Source organism: uncultured Lutibacter sp. (genome assembly GCF_937891065.1).
Taxonomy (GTDB): domain Bacteria; phylum Bacteroidota; class Bacteroidia; order Flavobacteriales; family Flavobacteriaceae; genus Lutibacter.
The window spans coordinates 1-16,018 of the sequence record NZ_CALAEQ010000049.1; the positions used below are offsets into that span (position 1 = coordinate 1).

Annotated in this window: 17 protein-coding genes; 5 read left to right on the forward strand and 12 right to left on the reverse strand. The window is 28.9% G+C overall.

Annotation, left to right across the window (positions count from 1 at the left end; genetic code table 11):
* Window positions 1–147: 147 nt before the first annotated feature.
* Together Q0352_RS02890 and nadE are read right to left on the reverse strand one after the other, a co-directional pair.
* The gene (locus Q0352_RS02890; protein ID WP_299523327.1) at window positions 148–1,797 is read right to left on the reverse strand and encodes a DNA mismatch repair protein MutS; all 1,650 of its coding nucleotides are present in this window, start codon (window positions 1,795–1,797) and stop codon (window positions 148–150) included.
* A gap of 45 nt (window positions 1,798–1,842) precedes the next feature.
* A complete protein-coding gene (gene nadE / locus Q0352_RS02895) occupies window positions 1,843–2,637 on the reverse strand; it encodes an NAD(+) synthase (protein WP_299523331.1) in 795 nt (264 codons plus the stop codon).
* A 60-nt stretch (window positions 2,638–2,697) separates the two neighbouring features.
* Between nadE and gldB the strand changes: the two genes are divergently transcribed.
* Together gldB and gldC are read left to right on the forward strand one after the other, a co-directional pair.
* Window positions 2,698–3,648: a gliding motility lipoprotein GldB gene (gldB, locus tag Q0352_RS02900; protein ID WP_299523334.1), complete on the forward strand. Its 951-nt coding sequence runs from the start codon at window positions 2,698–2,700 to the stop codon at window positions 3,646–3,648.
* On the forward strand, window positions 3,648–3,986 hold the full coding sequence (gene gldC / locus Q0352_RS02905; RefSeq protein WP_299523338.1) for a gliding motility protein GldC: 339 nt from the start codon (window positions 3,648–3,650) through the stop codon (window positions 3,984–3,986). Before gldB ends, gldC begins: the two co-directional genes overlap by 1 nt.
* A 97-nt stretch (window positions 3,987–4,083) precedes the next feature.
* Here gldC and folK read toward each other — a convergent pair whose 3' ends face one another.
* Window positions 4,084–5,211 carry a 2-amino-4-hydroxy-6-hydroxymethyldihydropteridine diphosphokinase gene (gene folK / locus Q0352_RS02910; RefSeq protein ID WP_299523341.1) on the reverse strand — a complete coding sequence of 376 codons (1,128 nt, stop codon included), beginning with the start codon at window positions 5,209–5,211 and terminating at the stop codon, window positions 4,084–4,086.
* Window positions 5,212–5,316: 105 nt separating this feature from the next.
* Here folK and sppA point away from each other — a divergent pair, with 105 nt between their 5' ends.
* Entirely contained in the window at window positions 5,317–7,083 is a 1,767-nt protein-coding gene (gene sppA, locus Q0352_RS02915; protein ID WP_299523344.1) for a signal peptide peptidase SppA, read from the forward strand.
* A 16-nt stretch (window positions 7,084–7,099) separates the two neighbouring features.
* On the opposite strand, the gene Q0352_RS02920 is transcribed toward sppA, so the two are convergent.
* Entirely contained in the window at window positions 7,100–7,978 is an 879-nt protein-coding gene (locus Q0352_RS02920) for an AraC family transcriptional regulator (RefSeq protein ID WP_299523347.1), read from the reverse strand.
* 213 nt (window positions 7,979–8,191) lie between these two features.
* Here Q0352_RS02920 and Q0352_RS02925 point away from each other — a divergent pair, with 213 nt between their 5' ends.
* A complete protein-coding gene (locus Q0352_RS02925; RefSeq protein WP_299523350.1) occupies window positions 8,192–8,794 on the forward strand; it encodes a DUF3244 domain-containing protein in 603 nt (200 codons plus the stop codon).
* 54 nt (window positions 8,795–8,848) lie between these two features.
* On the opposite strand, the gene Q0352_RS02930 is transcribed toward Q0352_RS02925, so the two are convergent.
* The 8 genes from Q0352_RS02930 to Q0352_RS02965 form a co-directional block, all read right to left on the reverse strand.
* Window positions 8,849–9,331 (reverse strand): dihydrofolate reductase, encoded by a 483-nt coding sequence (locus Q0352_RS02930; protein ID WP_299523353.1) that lies wholly within the window; start codon window positions 9,329–9,331, stop codon window positions 8,849–8,851.
* Window positions 9,328–9,729, reverse strand: coding sequence for a 2TM domain-containing protein (locus tag Q0352_RS02935; RefSeq protein WP_299523356.1), 402 nt, complete (start codon window positions 9,727–9,729; stop codon window positions 9,328–9,330). Before Q0352_RS02935 ends, Q0352_RS02930 begins: the two co-directional genes overlap by 4 nt.
* An 11-nt stretch (window positions 9,730–9,740) precedes the next feature.
* A complete protein-coding gene (locus tag Q0352_RS02940; RefSeq protein ID WP_299523359.1) occupies window positions 9,741–9,953 on the reverse strand; it encodes a hypothetical protein in 213 nt (70 codons plus the stop codon).
* A 120-nt stretch (window positions 9,954–10,073) separates the two neighbouring features.
* Complete coding sequence (locus Q0352_RS02945) at window positions 10,074–10,898, reverse strand: thymidylate synthase (protein WP_299523362.1); 825 nt, start codon at window positions 10,896–10,898, stop codon at window positions 10,074–10,076.
* 71 nt (window positions 10,899–10,969) lie between these two features.
* Window positions 10,970–12,364: a nucleoside transporter C-terminal domain-containing protein gene (locus Q0352_RS02950; protein ID WP_299523365.1), complete on the reverse strand. Its 1,395-nt coding sequence runs from the start codon at window positions 12,362–12,364 to the stop codon at window positions 10,970–10,972.
* Window positions 12,365–12,372: 8 nt separating this feature from the next.
* Complete coding sequence (locus Q0352_RS02955; protein ID WP_299523368.1) at window positions 12,373–12,981, reverse strand: bifunctional nuclease family protein; 609 nt, start codon at window positions 12,979–12,981, stop codon at window positions 12,373–12,375.
* A 90-nt stretch (window positions 12,982–13,071) separates the two neighbouring features.
* A complete protein-coding gene (locus tag Q0352_RS02960) occupies window positions 13,072–14,034 on the reverse strand; it encodes an electron transfer flavoprotein subunit alpha/FixB family protein (RefSeq protein ID WP_299523371.1) in 963 nt (320 codons plus the stop codon).
* 53 nt (window positions 14,035–14,087) lie between these two features.
* Complete coding sequence (locus Q0352_RS02965) at window positions 14,088–14,828, reverse strand: electron transfer flavoprotein subunit beta/FixA family protein (protein WP_299523375.1); 741 nt, start codon at window positions 14,826–14,828, stop codon at window positions 14,088–14,090.
* 178 nt (window positions 14,829–15,006) lie between these two features.
* Between Q0352_RS02965 and Q0352_RS02970 the strand changes: the two genes are divergently transcribed.
* Window positions 15,007–15,987 (forward strand): pyruvate dehydrogenase complex E1 component subunit beta, encoded by a 981-nt coding sequence (locus tag Q0352_RS02970; protein ID WP_299523378.1) that lies wholly within the window; start codon window positions 15,007–15,009, stop codon window positions 15,985–15,987.
* The last annotated feature ends 31 nt before the right edge of the window (window positions 15,988–16,018 follow it).

Consider the following 16,018-nt stretch of genomic DNA (forward strand, 5'->3'; position numbering starts at 1 on the left):
ATTTTTCATTCCTCTAAAATAAGACAAAAGAGTATTCAATTAGTAATTTATTTTAGTTTTATGGTATCGGTGAAGGAACTTGATTATTTTATCCACAAGTTCCATAAAGTCTTATAAATGCGAGTTTAAAATTGCGTGGTTCAAGTTCTAACTAAAATTGTTTTCTTCTGTTTTTCTTGCATCAATAATTATTTCGGGCGGGTATTTGTACAATTCTAAAATTTTTATAGCATTTCTGGTTTTCAATTTTCCACTTTTTAATTTATGATCAAAAAATAGTTTTTCACTTTCTATTTGTTCACTAAAATGATATAATTCGTAATTTTCCTTTACTAATAAATCTGTTAATTCAATATCATGGGTTGAAACTAAAACTAGATGATTTTTTTTATTAAGGTATGATAAAATGGCTTTTCCACCAGAAATTCGTTCAATAGTGTTCGTTCCTTTAAAAATTTCATCTAACACAAATAAACAATTTTCATCATTTTTTGCAGCGTCTACTAATTCTTTTATAGTTAAAACTTCTTCTAAATAATAGCTTGTGTTATCCAATAAATCATCAGTGATTCTAATTGATGAATAAACTTTTAAAAAGGGAGCGGTATATTCTTTTGCAAAACACACATTTAAAGTTTGAGCCAAAATACTGTTAATAGCAATGGTTCTAATAAATGTGGTTTTACCAGACATATTTGAGCCAGTTAATAAAAGACTATTATCAATTAAGTTTATGTTATTTGTAATACAGTTTTCAATTAAAGGATGATAAATTTCTGTTGAAATGAGTTGTTTTTCTTTAGTGAAATTAGGCATACAAATTTTATTTTCACCTGCTTTTAAGGATGCCGTTGAGATTGCAGAATCAATTTCACCGATAAAGCAGAACATTTTTTCAATGCTATTTTTTTCTTTAGTGATGGAATCAATGAAACTAAAAAAGAGAATATATTCAACCATAAATTGAATTTTTATCAATTCAATTATCAACCAAAAAAATAATGCATATTCATTGCTTAATTGCTTTTCAAACCCAATAAACTCGGTTTTTGTTTGAATAGTACTTACTTTTTTAATAAAAGATAAATCAGAAAAATGTTGTTTAATTTCATCAAATGATGAAAGTTCTTTGCTTACTTTTAAAGCTCTAGAAAGTTGATAAACAGCATTTGTGTAGTATGTTACGTTTTCTTTGTTTTTATAATGAAAAATGGTATTTATAATAAAAATAGGAAGTAAAAAAAGTGAAAAGACAGGATTGAAAAAAGTTAGAACTACCAATAAAACTGAAGTAAACGATGAAGCATAAATAAATTTTAAATAGGCAGGTTTTTCAATAGGTTTATCGGTGATAAGCTTTTCTAAGTCATAAGAATTATTAGAATTTATTTTAGATAAACTTAATTGACTTTTAAGTCGTAATGTATCATTGTTTAAAAACAAATTACTTAATAAATCAAACTTTAATAAACGCTCAATACTACCAATAGTTCTCAATTTAAAATATAAATATTGTTGACCAATTTTGGAAGAGGTTCTATCAATAAATTTAAATAGTTCATCTATATCTAAATCAATTTTAATTTTTTCAGAGAGTACATGGAAAGCTTTATTTTTATGTTCATTATTTTCAAAATATGCTCCAATAACATAAAAATTAAAATAATCATTACTTTTAGGGTTTCCCCAATTCTCAATGAACCTTTTTTTTAACTTGGCTAATTTTTTTTTGTTAGCATAGTTACTATATAGAAATACAATTATTAAAACAAATAGGAATCCTAAAATCCAATTCATAGCTTTTTTATTTTAGTCTAACTTTTCAATGAAATATAAATTGAATTAACGAATCTTCCACTTATTTGGAATTTTACAAATAGGAATAGGATCCATTTTGTGTTTATTAGCTCGGTTTCTTTGTTTATAAATGGTAAATACTTCTTGCTCTCTATCTTCAAAATCAGTAGTAGTTTTTCCTAATTCGTCTTGTTCCATTGCCCATTCTAATTCATCATAACTTGCACCAATTTGATCTTCATCAGTACGGCTATCTCCAAATAAACCATCGGTAGGTTGCGCAATTTGTATTGCAGTTGAAATATTTAAATATTTCGCTATTTCATAGACTTCAGATTTCATTAAATCAGCAATCGGACTTAAATCTACACCGCCATCACCATATTTTGTAAAAAAACCAACACCAAAATCTTCTACTTTATTACCGGTTCCAGCAACTAAGTAGCCGTTTAAACCTGCAAAATAGTATAAGGTTGTCATTCTTAAACGAGCTCGTGTATTTGCTAATGATAAATTTACTGTTGCTGATTCTTCAACTTCAGGAATTACAGATTTAAACTCTTCAAAAGAGGAAGTTAAATTTACTTCAATAGAGCTAATATGATTAAAACGATTTTTAAGTTGTTCAATATGCTCTTTGGCTCTAGAAACTTGATTTTCACCTTGATGAATAGGCATTTCTACGCATAACACAGGAAATCCTGTTTTTGCACACAATGCTGAGGTAACTGCAGAATCAATTCCGCCTGAAATTCCAATTACAAAACCATTCACTTTTGCAGTCGTAGCATAATTTTTTAACCAATCAACAATATAATCAACAACTTTTTCTGTATTCATACTTAAACTTTTTTAGTAATTTTAGCGTTTTAAAAAATAGAATTGTAAATATAGAAATTAATGAAGAGATTAGTTGTTCTGGTAATTATTTTATTAGTGATAGTTTCCTGTAAAAATAAAGCTGCGAAAAAAGTGGATGTTTCTGGTATTAAAGTCACTTTTTCTATTGATAGGTTTGAGCAAAAATTTTATAAAGCGAATGAGAAAACGCTTCCAGCTGTTAAAAATCAATATCCTTATTTATTTCCACCTCAAAATGATAGCATTTGGTTGAATAAAATTATAAATGAGGCTGAATTATTTCAAAAATCTCAAGAAGTTTTTAAGGATTTTGAATCAGAAAAATTGCAAATAGAAGATTTGTTTAAACATGTAAAATATTATCATGCCAATTTTGAATCGCCTAAAATTGTAACGTTAATAACAAATTTAGATTACGAAAATAAAGTGGTTTATGCGGATAGTTTGTTATTTGTTTCTTTAGATATGTATTTGGGCAAAGACAGTGACGTTTATCAAGATTTTCCGTTGTATATAGCTCAGAATTTTGATAAATCACATTTAGTGGTGGATATTGCTAAAAGTATTAGTGAACGTTATTTTATTACCAATAAAAGCCGTCAGTTTATTGATTTAATGATTAATGAGGGAAAGAAGATGTATCTAATTGATAGTTATTTACCTTCAGTTTCTGATGCTCAAAAAATGGGTTATGCTGTTGAAAAATTAGATTGGGTTGAGGCCAACGAATCTCAATTGTGGAAATACTTTATTGAAAATAAATTGCTGTATAGTACAAATTCAAATTTATACACTCGTTTTATAGCAAATGCTCCCTTTTCAAAATTTTATATTGATATAGATAAGGAGTCGCCAGGTAGCGTTGGCGTTTATATTGGTTGGCAAATTGTACGTTCTTATATGAATAATAATGATGTAACTTTGCAGCAACTTTTACAAACAAATACGGAAGAAATTTTTAAAAAGTCAAAATATAAACCAAAGAAATAATGGCAATAAAAAACACATCAAAAATTGAAATTACTGTAGGATTAGATGAAAATAAAATTCCTGAAAAATTACATTGGACAGCTCAAGATAGTGATATTATTAACCAAGAGGCTAAAGCTGTAATACTGGCTGTTTGGGATGAAAAAACAAATGATACACTTCGTATGGATTTGTGGACAAAAGAGATGCAAATTGATGAAATGAAACAGTTTTTTCATCAAACATTAGTGTCTATGGCAAATACTTTTGAGCGTGCAACTAACGATACTAAAATGACCGCAACTATGAAAGATTTTTGTGATTATTTTGCTGAAAAATTAGAGTTGAAAAAGAAGTAATTGTTTTCAAACTGTCACACTGAGTGTGTCGAAGTGTTTTTTAAATAGTAATTACTATAAAAGGTCTTCGATAAGCTCAGACAGACAATAAAAGAATCTATTCTACATTCTTAATAAGGTCAATAATTTCTTTGTAATCTTCAGGATTGTTTAAAAAATCTTTGTTAGAAACATCAATGATTAAAGTTTTTAAATTTTCTTCAGTTTTAATAAAAGTTGAATAACCACGGTGAATTTTATCTAAATATTCTGGAGCAATATTTTGTTCGTAATTTCTACCACGTTTCTTTATATTTTCTAATAAACGAGGAGTTTCTTGATACAGGTAAATGTACAAATCGGGTTTTGAAATTTCTTTATACATAATGTCAAACATTTTCCGATATAAAAAATATTCTTCTTTTTGTAAAGTAACTTGAGCGAAAATTAATGATTTAAAAATGTAATAATCAGAAACGATAAAATTTTTAAATAAATCAAATTGTGCTAAATCATCTGAAAGTTGTTGATATCTGTCTGCTAAAAAACTCATTTCTAAAGGAAATGCATAGCGTTCATTATCTTCATAAAACTTAGGTAAAAACGGATTGTCAGCAAAACGCTCTAAAATAACTTTTGCATTAAAATCCTCAGCAATCATATTAGTTAACGTTGTTTTCCCAGCGCCAATATTTCCTTCAATAGCAATATAATTGAACTTTTCAGACAAGCAAATAGGTCTTTTTAACTTTAAATTCGTGTTTTCAATTTCGCTTTTGTCAATACAATTTGTAAGACAAACCTGTAAGCGTTGTTTTTCAATGGGATGAATTAAATTTGGAGCAATTTCAGCTAAAGGAACCATTACAAATTTTCGGTTTAGCATCTCTTTATGAGGAACAATTAATTCTTTTGAAAAAATTATTTCATTTTCAAAAAGTAACACATCAATATCTATGGTTCGGGCTTTATATTGCTTTTCTGAAGTTCTCTTTCTTCCTAAAAAAAGTTCAATTTTATGAATTTCTTTTATTAAATTTTCAGGATTCAAACCTGTTGAAACTTGCACGCAAATATTATAAAAATCTTCACTGTCAAAACCCCAAGAAGCCGTTTTGTAAATCGAAGAAATTTTAGCAACTGAGCCAATTTTTTCATCAATTAAATCAATGGCTTGTTGTAAATTTTCAAGCTTGTTTCCTAGGTTGCTTCCTAATGATAAATATGTAGTTCTCGCTATATGCATAAAGTAAATACAAAGAAAAGAAAAGTATCATTTAAATACATATATTTGTGACTCAACTTATAAACATTTTGTAATTTTTTAAATTATAAATTCAACTTTTTAATTATGAACTTTTTAAGAAATTTATTAGCATCAATTTTAGGAACATTTATAGTTTTTGGGATAATTTTAATCTTATTCTTTGCAATTATTTCAGTAATGGCTTCATCAGTTGGAGACCTTAAGGCGGTAGATTTAAAAAGTAATTCAGTTTTAGAGTTAAAATTGGAGGCTTTAGTTAAAGACTATGCTCCAAAAAGTGATGACCCATTTGATAAAATTTTCGGTTTTGAGGACGATAAAATTGGCTTAAATGCAATTTTAAACGCCATTGAAAATGCGAAAGATGATGAAAACATAAAAGGAATAAGTATCACAACTTTAGGTGTAAATGCTGGGATTGCACAAACACAAGCTATTAGAAATAAATTATTAGAATTTAAAGAATCAGGAAAATTTATAAAAGCATATGCGGATATTTATGATCAAAAATCGTATTATTTTAGTTCGGTAGCAGATTCTATTTTTTTGAATCCTGTTGGCGCAATTGATTTTAAAGGTTTGTCTTCGGAAATATTATTTTATAAAGATTTAGAAGATAAATCGGGTGTAAAAATGGAAGTAATTAGACACGGGAAATATAAAAGTGCTGTTGAACCATTTTTATACAATGAAATGAGTGATGATAACAGAAATCAAATTACAATATTTTTAAAGTCTATTTGGGATGAAATGCTTGCTGAAATTTCTAATAGTAGAAATTTAACTGTTGAAGAATTAAATTTGGTTGCTGATAATTTGTTAGCAAGAAATGCAAACTTAGCTATTGAAAATAAAATAATTGATGGCGCAATTTATGTTGATGAGTATACTAATAAATTGAAAATTGCCTCTGGGATTTCTATAGATGAAGATTTAAATAAAATTTCAATTTCAGATTATATTTCTATCGGAAAAGGAAGAATAATATCAACTGCTTCTGATAAAATAGCTGTTATTTATGCACAAGGCGAAATTATTTATGGCAAAGGTGATGAAAATTTAATAGGTCAGGATTTAATTATAAAAGCTCTAAAAAAAGCTAGAAAAGATAAAAATGTAAAAGCGATAGTTTTAAGGGTGAACTCACCAGGAGGAAGTGCTTTAGCTTCAGAATTAATTTGGAGAGAATTAGAATTAACAAAAGAAACCTTACCATTGGTTGTATCAATGGGAAATGTTGCAGCATCAGGTGGTTATTATTTGTCGTGTAATGCAGATAGAATTTTTGCTGAACCTACTACAATTACTGGCTCTATTGGTGTTTTTGGAGTGATTCCTAATTTAAGCAACTTGGCAAAAACAATAGGAATTAATGCAGAACAGGTAAGTACAAATACAGGAGCTAATTACAGTGTTTTTGAACCAATGACAGATGAATTTAGATCTGTTACAACTGAAGGTGTTGAAGCAGTTTATACTACATTTTTAGAAAGGGTTTCTAAAGGTAGAAATATGTCAATTCAGGCTGTTGATAGTATTGCTCAAGGTAGAGTTTGGAGTGGAGTAGATGCTTTAAACAATGGATTAGTTGATGAATTAGGAAATTTAGATGACGCTATTTTATATGCTGCAGAATTGGCTGAAATAACAGATTTTAAAGTACGTAATTACCCAAGTTATAAAGTAGAATTAGAAGATAGATTTAACAATTTTCCTTTTATGAAAACGAAAGAAAAAGTTTTAATAGAAGAGCTAGGTGAAGCAAACTACAAAATATATCAAACCATAAAACAATTTTCTAAATTAAAAGGAGTTCAAGCTAGAATGCCTTATTTGATAGATATTCAGTAACTAATTTGAATGTTGGTTATTTTTGTTCAACCAATTGTTTCATTTCGTTTCTATATTTTAAAGGACTTTTTCCTGTAAACTTTTTGAATAATTTATTGAAGTGAGAAAAATTATTAAAACCACTTTCAAAACAAATATCAGTAATACTGGTTGGGTTTTCAGCTAATAATTTTGTTGCGTGTACTATTCTAAACTCATTCACAAATTGAGTAAATGTTTTTCCTGTTGATTTTTTAAAATACCTACAAAATGCAGGAACTGTCATGCTTACTTTATCTGCAATTTCATTTAAAGGTATTGGTTGTTTAAAGTTTTTATTCACATGTCCAAAAATAATATCTATCTTTTTATTGTCCTGTGGTTCTATTTCAAAGGCAAAACCATCAACATTAAGTAAAGAATAATTTTTAGATGACGCTAAATCTTTTAGTATTTCTAGAAAATAAATAACCCGTTCTAATCCTTCCTTATTTAGTAAGTTTTCAATTTTATGTCCAACTATATCTTTTGTATCTCTTTCGAAAAGAATCCCTTTTTTTGCTCTTTCAAATAAGGTTTTAATTAATTTTGCTTCAGGAATTTTTAAAAAATCATTTCCTAAAAAATCTTCTTTAAATTGGATAATGGTTTCTGATCCGTTAGTGGTAAATCTATCAGTAAAACCACTATGAGGCAAACTTGCACCAATTAAAATTAACTGACTATTGTCAAAATATGACAAATGACTACCAATATGCCTTTTCCCTTTTGCATTATTTATATAAACTAATTCAAGCTCAGGATGAAAATGCCAAGTAGGTAATTTGTTTTCAACCATTTTAGTATGTTGCTTTACTCGCATAGAAGTTCCAAACTCTGGAATTATCTTTTCAAATGAAGGCTTTGTGTTTTTCATGTCAAATTTGTTTATCCAAAAGTAGGTATTAAAATTTCAGATTTTAGATGTTTATTTCGCTTCTTTATGTGCTATTTTAACCTTAATTACAACATTGTTTATTTTTAAACTATTTTTTATGTTAATATAACATATAAATATGAAAAATTAGAAACTATTTTCTTGAAAGATTGTGTCTAATTTTGTCTTGTCTAATTATTAAAATAGAAAATTATGAAAAATTTATTTAAAAGAAGTTTACAAGTAGTAGTCTTATTTACATTGCTAGGAAGTAATGCAATGAGCAATGATAATAACCCGAGCAATAATCTTATTGTTGTAAATGGTAAGTTAGTTGATATAACGTTAAAATATAATGATGGAGATTTAAAGATTAACATTAATGATAGTTTTGGGTATGTTTTGTATAATGATATTTATAAAGGAGCAAGTTTTACTAGAAAATTTGATTTAACATCTTTACCGAATGGAAGTTATTATTTTGAAATTGAAGGGCAAACAAGAATTAGTAGGATTCCTTTTAATGTAAATTCAACCAATGTTGATTTTCTAAAAGATGAAGAGTCAGTTTTCTTTAAACCGATTGTTAGAATGCAAGACAATACTATTTTGATTTCAAAAATAACTTTAAATAATGAAAAATTAAATTTAGAGCTTTATGATGAAGATTTAAATTTGTTATACACTGAAGAATTAGTAGGTGATATTCAATTACAAAGAGGTCTTAATATTTCAAAACTTATGGTTGGTGAATACAAATTAGTGATGAACAGTGAAAAGAGAAAATTTGAACAAAAAGTGAAAAAGAGAAAGTAATATTTTAATTAAGTTAAGTTTAAAAGGAGGTTTTATTCACAAAGCCTCCTTTTTTTAGTTTCTAATATATGTTACAAAACTATAATCATATTTGTTTTTTTCATCTGCTTTAAAATCTTCTCTTAAAATTTCTTTCCAAACGGTTGTATCTATTTTTGGAAAAAAAGCATCTGCTTCAAATTGATGATGCACAAAAGTTAAGTCTAATTTATCTGCAATTTCAATGGCTTGGGTGTAAATTTCTGCTCCACCTAAAATATAAGGATTTTCGTCATCTTTTGAAGCTTCTATAGCTTGCTGTAAAGAGTTTACAATAATACAGCCTTCTGCTTTAAAATTACTATTGCGTGTAATAATAATATTGGTTCTGTTTGGTAATGGTTTTCCTAATGATTCAAACGTTTTTCGGCCCATAATCACATGGTGATTAGAAGTTACTTTTTTAAACCGTTTTAAATCTACTGGTAAATACCAAATTAATTGATTGTCTTTTCCTAGTGCATTTTTTTCAGCTATCGCAGCTATAATTGTTATCATTTTTTTGTTGAATTGTTTTGGGAGTTTTTTTTTAATTCGGAAGCATATTGTTCACTTTCGGTTTTTAGTTTTGCTTCTTGGATTATTTCTTTTTCTAATTGAGCTATTTTAACTTCTTGTTTTAATACTAATCTATCAGTTTGTTTACGTTCCCAATCTCTTCCCATAAAACGATTGGTAATAAAAACGTTGATAAAATGTAATATAAAAAAGAACAACCATAAAAGGATTGCCCAAATAAACCAATTAGTAAAAAGAGACTCGTCAATTTTTAAATACTTGTTAAGGAAAATTAAATAGATAGAGCCAACTACAAATACGATAAAATGAAAATACAAACGTTTTTTTTGTTTTACACGATATCGTGCATTTTCATATAATTCATGTTGTTCATTCATAGCATTAATTATTACATACTTTTAACCCATTCTTTAATGTAACCACTAAAATCTTCGGTTTCATTCATTTCTTGATTTTGTAAATTTTCATGAGCAAAATTCAAAAATTTTAAAATATTTTCATCAGAAGTGTTGAAAATAAGTTCAAGAGATTTTAATAAGTTAACGTCATCAATTTCAATGATTCGTTTTATTATTTTATTTTTTAATTGTAGTGTGTCCATTATTAATTCTTTTTGATAGCTATAAAATTATTAAATGATTTTCGATTAATGCATTAAAAATATCTTAATATTTTAGTAAACGAGCTATTTTAGCTTTCAGTATATAATTATTATGAATTATTAAACGGAAACGCGACCTTTAATATGCGGATGTGGATTGTAACTTGTTAATGTGAAATCTTCAAATGTAAAATCAAATATATTTTTTATGGAAGGATTTATTTCAATTTTTGGTAATTCTTTAGGTTCTCTAGATAATTGTAAATCAATTTGTTCACTGTGGTTGTTGTAAATGTGTGCATCACCAAACGTATGAATAAAATCACCAGGCTTTAAATCACAAACTTGAGCCATCATCATAGTAAATAAAGCGTAAGATGCAATATTAAAAGGAACTCCTAAAAAAATATCGGCACTACGTTGGTATAATTGACATGATAACTTTCCATCAGTTACATAGAATTGAAAAAAAGCGTGACAAGGAGGTAAAGCTGCTTTTCCATTTGCAACATTTTCTGAAAATGATAAAGATGTATCTGGTAAAACACTTGGATTCCAAGCGGAAATTAACATTCTTCTACTATCTGGATTTGTTTTAATAGTTTCTATTACTTCTGTAATTTGATCTATTCCTTCACTATTCCAATTTCGCCATTGGTGTCCGTAAACAGGTCCTAAATCACCATTTTCATCAGCCCAAGCATCCCAAATTTTTACATTATTTTCTTTTAAATATTCAATATTGGTATCGCCTTTTAAAAACCATAGCAACTCATAAATAATAGATTTTAAATGTAGTTTTTTAGTAGTTAACATTGGAAATCCTTCACTTAAATCAAAACGCATTTGATATCCAAAAACACTTTTAGTTCCAGTACCAGTTCTATCTTCTTTTACAATTCCGTTATCACGAACGTGTTTTATTAAGTCTAAATATTGTTTCATGTTGTTGTTTATAAGTTTAATTGTTATAATGTTAATTTACACGATTCAACAATTAAACAATTACACCTTAATTACCCTATAATCATCCCCGCAATTGTAGCTGATAATAATGAAGCTAAGGAACCACCAATTAGTGCTTTTATACCAAACTCTGATAATGTTTTACGTTGCCCTGGGGCTAAAGAACCAATACCTCCAATTTGTATACCAATTGAAGCGAAATTCGCAAAACCACATAGCATATAAGTTGCCATGATTACAGATTTACTATAGGTAAAGTGAGTTAAGTTTGCTACATTTTTTAATTCAGCAAGTTGAATATATCCTACAAATTCGCTCGCAGCTAATTTAACTCCTAATAATTGTCCCATTAACATCATATCTTCTTTAGCAACTCCAATTAACCACATAAGCGGAGCAAATATGGTTCCTAAAATAGATTCTAATGAGAATTTTTGATAAGGTGTATAAGTTGCCACCAAATCATTAAGGTTCGTAATATCACCAACCCAACCTAAGATACCATTTAACATGGCAATAATAGCAACAAAAACTAATAGCATAGCGGCAACATTAGCAGCTAATTTTAAGCCTTCAGTTGTTCCGTTTGCAATTGCATCTAAAATATTTGATCCAATTTTATCTTGTGAAACTTTCACATCTGTATTAATTTTTTCGGTTTGTGGGTACAACATTTTAGCAACCACAATAGCTCCAGGGGCAGCCATTACAGATGCGGCTAATAAATGTTTTGCATAATGTAAACGTAAAACAGGATCATTTCCACCTAAAAAACCAATATACGCAGCTAAAACACCACCAGCAACAGTTGCCATCCCACCAATCATTACTAATAATATTTCTGAACGATTCATGCGTTCTAAATAAGCTTTAATCATTAAAGGAGCTTCTGTTTGTCCTAAAAATATATTTCCTGCAACAGATAAACCTTCAGCACCAGATATTTTCAATAATTTAGTTAAAACTAATGCCATTCCTTTTACAACAATTTGGATAACTCCTAAATAAAATAATAAAGATGTTAATGCTGAAAAAAAGATAATTGTTGGTAAAATTTGAAAAACAAATATGAATCCATAAGATTCAATATTCATTAAACCTCCAAATAAAAATTCGCTTCCAGCCATTGTATAATCTAGAATATTAGTAAATATTCCTCCAACAAATTCAAAACCACTTTGTATAAAAGGTACTTTTATAACCCCAAAAGCAATAATTAACTGAGCTGTTAAACCTGCACCAACCGTTTTCCAATTGATAGCTTTTCTGTTGCTGCTAAATAAGTAAGCAATTAACAATAGTGAGACCATTCCTAAAACACCACGCCATAATGTTGTTATAGAAAACCCTTGATTTTCTATTAGTGATGTTTGAATTGTATCTTGTGCATTTGTTGAAATTAAACAGAAAAAGAATAGGGTGAATAAACTTAATTTTTTAATCATATTTTAATTTATTTGGAAGTGCGTTTATTTATTTCGTCACGAAGAGTAGCAGCTAATTCATAATTTTCTTTTTGAATAGCCTCGTTTAATTTTTTATTTAATTGATTAAGTGTGTCTTTAGAAAAAGAAGTTTCTTTTTTAACAGGTTCATCTATTAAATTTTCAAGACTTAAAGGATCTTCATCTGTTATTGATTCCTCTTTTATTTTTAAATAGATTCCAGCTTTGTCTAGGATATTCTCGTAAGTAAAAATTGGAGCATTAAATCGTGTTGCTAATGCAATGGCATCAGAAGTTCGGGTATCAATAATTTCTTCAATTTTATCGCGTTCACAAATTAAACTTGAATAAAAGACGCCATCAACTAGTTTGTGTATGATAACTTGTTTTATGATAATGTGAAATCGATCAGCAAAAGTTTTAAAAAGGTCGTGAGTAAGAGGACGAGGTGGCTTAATTTCCTTTTCTAAAGCAATTGCTATTGATTGTGCTTCAAAAGCTCCAATAACAATTGGTAACGTTCTGTTACCACCAACCTCACTAAGCACTAATGCATAAGCACCACTTTGTGTTTGACTGTATGATATGCCTTTAATATCTAGACGAACTAAACTCATAAGTTAAAATTAACAAAAAAGACTGTCTAATCAAAGGACTTTGATGTCCAATAATCAGACAGCCTATTTAAGAGGCACAATTTAATAAAATTATGCGTTATTTGCTTTAAATTCCTTTAACTTTTCAATTAATTTTGGAACTACTTCAAAAGCATCACCAACAATTCCATAATCTGCAGCTTTAAAGAATGGTGCTTCAGGGTCTGTATTGATAACAACTTTTACTTTTGATGAGTTAACACCTGCTAAATGTTGAATTGCACCAGAAATCCCTATTGCAACGTATAAATTTGAAGCCACAGGCTTACCAGTTTGTCCAACGTGTTCACTATGAGGTCTCCATCCTAAATCAGAAACAGGTTTAGAGCAGGCAGTGGCTGCGCCTAAAACTTCAGCTAATTCTTCAACCATTCCCCAATTTTCAGGCCCTTTTAAACCTCTACCGCCTGAAACTACAATATCTGCATCAGCAATAGTTACTTTTCCAGTGGTTTGTTCAATAGCTGTAGAACTAAGTTTACTTTCAATTATAGCAGGAGAATATTCTTCAATGCTTCCTGAAACTTCATTTTCAATTAATCCGTATGAATTTTTTGCTAATGAAATAACTTTAACAGGGGTTTTTAATACGGTGTTATTAAATGCTTTATTTGAAAAGGTTTTTCTTTTTACAGTGAATGGCGAAGTTGCACTTGGTAATGCTACAACATTTGTTGCGTAACCGGCATCTAAATTAACTGCAACATTTGGACCCATGTATAAACTATTTGAAGCTGAATCTAATATTACAACTTGTGAGCCTTCTTTTTCAGCAGCTTGCTTAATAATGTTAGCGTATATTTTAACATTGAAAGTTTTTAATGCGTCATTTGAAACATTTAAAACTTTCTCTGCACCATAGGTGTATAATAATGTAGGGTCGTTTGAATTTATTGTTAATACAACAATAGTTGTTCCTAACTGCTCAGCAACTTTTTTTCCATAAGATGTTACTTCAAAAGCAGATTTCTTAAATTTTCCTTCCGATGTTTCGGCAAAAACTAATACTGACATATATTTTTTTTGTTAAATCGTTTATTTGTTAAGTTGATTCAATGTATTAATAACTATATTACTTTAGCTTCGGTATGTAATAAACTAATAAGTTCATCTACATTATCAACTAATTTGCAAGCAGATTTAGCCGCTTGTTTTTCAAATGAAGTGATTGAAGTTGTTGGATTGCTATTTATTGGTTCAACAATAGTTAAAGGTTTTTGGCGAGCCATCATAATACCTCTCATATTTGGTATACGTAAATCTTTTTCTTGTACCAATCCTTTTTGACCAGCTATAATTAAAGGTAGATTAGAGGTGAGTGTTTCTTTTCCTCCATCAATCTCACGTGAAATAGTTGCCGTATCTCCTTCAATTTCAAGGCCAATACAAGCATTTACAAAACTAAAATCTAATAATGCAGCAAGCATTCCTGGAACCATTTCTCCATTATAATCTATAGACTCTCTACCTGCTAATACTAAGTCATAACCTCCATTTTTAACAACTTCAGCTAATTCTCTAGCAACTGAAAAACCATCAATTGCTTCTGTATTTACTCTAATGGCATTATCAGCGCCAATAGCCAATGCTTTTCTTAAAGTAGGTTCTGTAGCAACAGTACCAACATTCACTACCGTTACAGTAGCACCTTGTTTCTCTTTAAACCACATAGCTCTTGTAAGGGCAAATTCATCAAATGGGTTTATCACAAATTGCACGCCATTATTATCAAATTTAGTGTCATTTTCAGTGAAATTGATTTTTGAAGTAGTGTCTGGTACGTGACTAATACAAACTAATATTTTCATTTTATTATGTATTTATTAAATAATTTTGGTATAAAATTAAACAGCTTTTTTAATTAATAAGACGAATATACTGTTTTTTTTTAATATGTTATGCGCGCATAGTATTTTTTATATCACATTATTATTTTGATTCTAATTTTAGAAATGCTTACTTTTGCAAATCTTAAAATTAGACAAGATGAAGACAATACAATTTAGAGAAGCTATTTGTGAAGCAATGAGTGAAGAAATGCGTAGGGATGAAACTATTTTCTTAATAGGAGAAGAAGTTGCTGAATACAATGGTGCATACAAGGCTTCTAAAGGAATGTTAGATGAGTTTGGAGCAAAACGTGTAATTGATTCTCCAATTGCCGAATTAGGTTTTACGGGAATTGCAATTGGATCAGCTATGAATGGAAATAGACCAATTGTTGAGTTTATGACATTTAACTTTGCATTAGTAGGTATTGATCAAATTATTAATAATGCAGCAAAAATCAGACAAATGTCTGGTGGGCAATTAAACTGTCCAATTGTTTTTAGAGGACCAACAGGATCTGCAGGTCAATTAGGAGCAACACATTCACAAGCTTTTGAAAACTGGTTTGCTAATACACCTGGATTAAAAGTAGTAGTTCCTTCAAATCCGTACGATGCAAAAGGATTATTAAAAGCCGCAATTAGAGATGATGATCCAGTAATTTTTATGGAATCGGAACAAATGTATGGTGATAAAATGGAAATTCCTGAAGGAGAATACATAATCCCTATTGGTGTTGCTGATATTAAAAGAGAAGGAACAGATGTAACTATTGTATCATTTGGAAAAATAATAAAAGAAGCATACAAAGCTGCTGAAATTTTAGAAGAAGAAGGAATTTCTGTTGAAATATTGGATATGCGAACGGTTAGACCAATGGATTTTGAAGCGATTTTTAAATCGGTTAAAAAAACCAACAGATTGGTTATTTTAGAAGAAGCTTGGCCATTTGCTAGTGTTTCTTCTGAAATTACATTTCAAGTGCAAGAAAATGTATTTGATTATTTAGACGCTCCAATTAGAAGAATTACTACAGCTGATACACCAGCACCATATTCACCAGTATTATTAGAAGAATGGTTACCAAACTTTAACGATGTTGTAAAAGCTGTTAAAGACGTACTGTATAAAAAATAAAGGCATAATATTTGCGTTATAAACTCCTTTC

Excerpts from the sequence above, each read along its gene's own strand:
- Q0352_RS02890 (WP_299523327.1), bottom strand. The coding sequence starts at position 1,797 with ATGAATTGGATTTTAGGATTCCTATTTGTTTTAATAATTGTATTTCTA.
- nadE (WP_299523331.1), bottom strand. The coding sequence starts at position 2,637 with ATGAATACAGAAAAAGTTGTTGATTATATTGTTGATTGGTTAAAAAAT.
- gldB (WP_299523334.1), top strand. The coding sequence starts at position 2,698 with ATGAAGAGATTAGTTGTTCTGGTAATTATTTTATTAGTGATAGTTTCC.
- gldC (WP_299523338.1), top strand. The coding sequence starts at position 3,648 with ATGGCAATAAAAAACACATCAAAAATTGAAATTACTGTAGGATTAGAT.
- folK (WP_299523341.1), bottom strand. The coding sequence starts at position 5,211 with ATGCATATAGCGAGAACTACATATTTATCATTAGGAAGCAACCTAGGA.
- sppA (WP_299523344.1), top strand. The coding sequence starts at position 5,317 with ATGAACTTTTTAAGAAATTTATTAGCATCAATTTTAGGAACATTTATA.
- Q0352_RS02920 (WP_299523347.1), bottom strand. The coding sequence starts at position 7,978 with ATGAAAAACACAAAGCCTTCATTTGAAAAGATAATTCCAGAGTTTGGA.
- Q0352_RS02925 (WP_299523350.1), top strand. The coding sequence starts at position 8,192 with ATGAAAAATTTATTTAAAAGAAGTTTACAAGTAGTAGTCTTATTTACA.
- Q0352_RS02930 (WP_299523353.1), bottom strand. The coding sequence starts at position 9,331 with ATGATAACAATTATAGCTGCGATAGCTGAAAAAAATGCACTAGGAAAA.
- Q0352_RS02935 (WP_299523356.1), bottom strand. The coding sequence starts at position 9,729 with ATGAATGAACAACATGAATTATATGAAAATGCACGATATCGTGTAAAA.
- Q0352_RS02940 (WP_299523359.1), bottom strand. The coding sequence starts at position 9,953 with ATGGACACACTACAATTAAAAAATAAAATAATAAAACGAATCATTGAA.
- Q0352_RS02945 (WP_299523362.1), bottom strand. The coding sequence starts at position 10,898 with ATGAAACAATATTTAGACTTAATAAAACACGTTCGTGATAACGGAATT.
- Q0352_RS02950 (WP_299523365.1), bottom strand. The coding sequence starts at position 12,364 with ATGATTAAAAAATTAAGTTTATTCACCCTATTCTTTTTCTGTTTAATT.
- Q0352_RS02955 (WP_299523368.1), bottom strand. The coding sequence starts at position 12,981 with ATGAGTTTAGTTCGTCTAGATATTAAAGGCATATCATACAGTCAAACA.
- Q0352_RS02960 (WP_299523371.1), bottom strand. The coding sequence starts at position 14,034 with ATGTCAGTATTAGTTTTTGCCGAAACATCGGAAGGAAAATTTAAGAAA.
- Q0352_RS02965 (WP_299523375.1), bottom strand. The coding sequence starts at position 14,828 with ATGAAAATATTAGTTTGTATTAGTCACGTACCAGACACTACTTCAAAA.
- Q0352_RS02970 (WP_299523378.1), top strand. The coding sequence starts at position 15,007 with ATGAAGACAATACAATTTAGAGAAGCTATTTGTGAAGCAATGAGTGAA.